Consider the following 2,727-nt stretch of genomic DNA (forward strand, 5'->3'; position numbering starts at 1 on the left):
ACGCCGAGGTGCACCGCGCCCTGGCCGCCGCGGACCCCGCCGGGCTGCTCGCGCTGGACGCCGGGCTGGCCGAGGCGCTCGGCGCGGTCGGCAGGGCGCCGTGGCAGATACTGTCCGGTGTGATCGGCAAGGACGCCCGGACCTGGCGGTGCGCGCACAGCCGGCTGCTCATCCCGTTCGGCGTCGCCTACCACGTCGCGGTCTGGGACCCGGTGCAATGACCGGGGCGCGGCCCGTCGCGGTGCTCGGACCGACCGCGACGGGGAAGTCGGCGCTGGGCATCGAGCTGGCCGAGCGGCTCGGCGGTGAGGTGGTCAACGCCGACGCGATGCAGCTCTACCGGGGCATGGACATCGGCACGGCCAAGGTCACCGACGCCGAGCGCCGCGGCGTGCGGCACCACCTGCTCGACGTGCTGGACGTCCACCAGACCGCGTCGGTCGCGGCCTACCAGCGCGCGGCGAGGGCGGCGATCGAGGAGCTGGTGGCGGCCGGCCGGGTGCCGATCCTGGTCGGTGGGTCCGGGCTCTACGTGCAGGCGGTGCTCGACGACCTGGACTTTCCCGGCACCGATCCCCGGCTGCGCGCCGAGCTGGAGGCCGAGCTGGCCGTGCACGGGTCGGCGGTGCTGCACGCCCGGCTCGCGGCCCGCGACCCCGCGGCGGCCGCGGCGATCCTGCCGAGCAACGGCCGGCGGATCGTGCGGGCCCTCGAGGTGATCGAGCTGACCGGCCGGCCGTTCTCGGCGACCCTGCCCCGGCCGGGCGCTCCCCGGTACGGCACGGTGCTGATCGGGCTCGACGTGGCCGCCGCCGAGCTGGACGCCAGGGTGGACGCGCGGGTGGACCGGATGTTCGCCCGCGGCCTCGTCGACGAGGTGCGCGCGCTGGAGAACCGCGGGCTGCGCGAGGGCCGCACCGCCTCCCGGGCGCTGGGCTACCAGCAGGTCCTCGCCGCGTTCGACGGCGAATACGACCTGGCCGCGGCGGCCGCCGAGACCGCGCGGGCCACCCGGCGGTTCGTGCGCCGGCAGCGCTCCTGGTTCCGCCGCGACCCGCGCATCACCTGGCTCGACGCGGCCCGGCCCGACCTGGCCGACGCGGCCCTTGCGCTGGCCCGGCCATAGTCTCGTGTCGCAAACTGCGCTGGGGTCGCCAATCTTGGGCGAGGGCGGCCGCCACACGACGACCAGGGCAGGGGCGAGGAACGAGCCCCTGCCCGCAGGCGTCGTCAGCCAACCACCTACGCCGAGCAACCACCCACCCCGGCCCGCAACCACCAGTGAGCCAACCCAACCCCAGGCCGGCGCCGAAGGCGCCCGGCGGCCTTGCCCGAGCTATCAAATACGCTGGACAGGTGCGAGCCGGCGGCATCCCGTTCGTGAAGGGGCACGGCACGGAGAACGACTTCGTGCTGCTGCCCGACGTCGACGCCGCCCTCGAGCTGACCGCGGCCAGGGTGCGTGCCCTGTGCGACCGGCGGCGCGGGTTGGGCGCCGACGGCGTGCTCCGGGTGGTCCGGGCCAAGGCCGTGCCCGACCGTCCGTCCGATGTGGATGACGAGGCGTGGTTCATGGACTACCGCAACGCCGACGGCTCGCTGGCGGAGATGTGCGGCAACGGCATGCGGGTGTTCGCGCGCTACCTGGTCGAGTCCGGGCTGGAGTCGGCGAAGGGGTTCGTGGTCGGCAGCCGCGCCGGCGCCCACGAGGTGGTCGTCCACTCCGGCGGCGCCGTGACCGTCCACATGGGACCGGTGCGGGTGGTCGGGGAGTCCGTGGCGTCGGTCTGCGGCGTCGACCATCCCGGCGTCGCGGTCGACGTCGGCAACCCGCACCTGGTGTGCGTGCTGCCCGGCGGCCTGGCCGAGCTGGACCTGACCGTCCAACCCGGATACGACGCGACGCTGTTCCCGTCCGGGGTGAACATCGAGTTCGTCGTGCCGCGGGCGCCGGATCACGTCCGCATGCGGGTGCACGAGCGCGGCGTCGGAGAGACCCGGTCGTGCGGCACCGGCACCGTGGCCGCGGCCGCCGCGGTCCTGCGCCGGCGGAACCGGCCCACCGGCCGGGTCACCGTCGACGTGCCGGGCGGGACCGTGCACGTGACCGTCGACGAGGCGGACAGCACGATCACCGGGCCGGCCGAGTTCGTCGCCCGCGGGGAGCTCGACCCGTGGTGGTGGGACGCAGCGGGGTAACGGATCCGGTGCCGTGCCGGATAATCTGCCAGTGACCGTTGCGGATCCCCGTAGGAGAGCCGTTCTGATCGCCAGGCTCCGCGCGATGGGCGCGAGCCAGGCCGACGCCGAGGACTGCGCGCAGGAGGCCCTGACCGCCGGCTGGTCCCGCGTCGTGGCCGGCGACCGGTCCGGCGCCCGGCTGGCCTGGTTGATCGCGGAGGCCCGCGAGAGGTACGTCGACACCGTGTACCGCCGGGCCCGGGAACCGTCGATGGGTCTGGTGCCCGACGGCGTCCCAGACCACGCGGCCGAGGGGCCGGAGGACCCGGTCGTGCGGCGCGTGGAGGCCGGGTACCTGATGACCCAGCTCTACCGGCTGCCGCCGGTCACCCAGACGGTCTGCCTGCTGATCGGCCGCGGCATGGACCGCAAGGTCGTCGCCCGCCAGCTCCGGCTGAGCATGCGGTCGGTCGAGTCCCACCTGACCCGCGCCCGGCGGTACCTGCGCACCCGCGGCACGCTCGGCGTCGTGGCGATCGCCGGGGC

Annotated in this window: 3 protein-coding genes and 1 pseudogene; all 4 read left to right on the forward strand. The window is 75.2% G+C overall.

Annotated features, from left to right (window positions below; all coding sequences use genetic code 11):
* Nucleotides 1-221, forward strand: a pseudogene (locus VGX25_RS24395) (hypothetical protein); the annotation flags it as partial.
* The gene (gene miaA / locus VGX25_RS24400; protein WP_326920221.1) at nt 218-1,126 is read left to right on the forward strand and encodes a tRNA (adenosine(37)-N6)-dimethylallyltransferase MiaA; all 909 of its coding nucleotides are present in this window, start codon (nt 218-220) and stop codon (nt 1,124-1,126) included. The pseudogene VGX25_RS24395 and the gene miaA, both read left to right, overlap by 4 nt.
* Nucleotides 1,127-1,356: 230 nt before the next feature.
* Nucleotides 1,357-2,199 (forward strand): diaminopimelate epimerase, encoded by an 843-nt coding sequence (gene dapF, locus VGX25_RS24405; RefSeq protein ID WP_326920222.1) that lies wholly within the window; start codon nt 1,357-1,359, stop codon nt 2,197-2,199.
* Between the two features lie 85 nt (nt 2,200-2,284).
* Nucleotides 2,285-2,727, forward strand: a 443-nt coding sequence (locus VGX25_RS24410) for a sigma-70 family RNA polymerase sigma factor (RefSeq protein WP_326920223.1), incomplete at its 3' end; no start/stop codon positions are given.

The sequence above is a fragment of the Actinophytocola sp. genome (assembly GCF_035942955.1).
Classification (GTDB): Bacteria; Actinomycetota; Actinomycetes; order Mycobacteriales; family Pseudonocardiaceae; genus DASYTH01.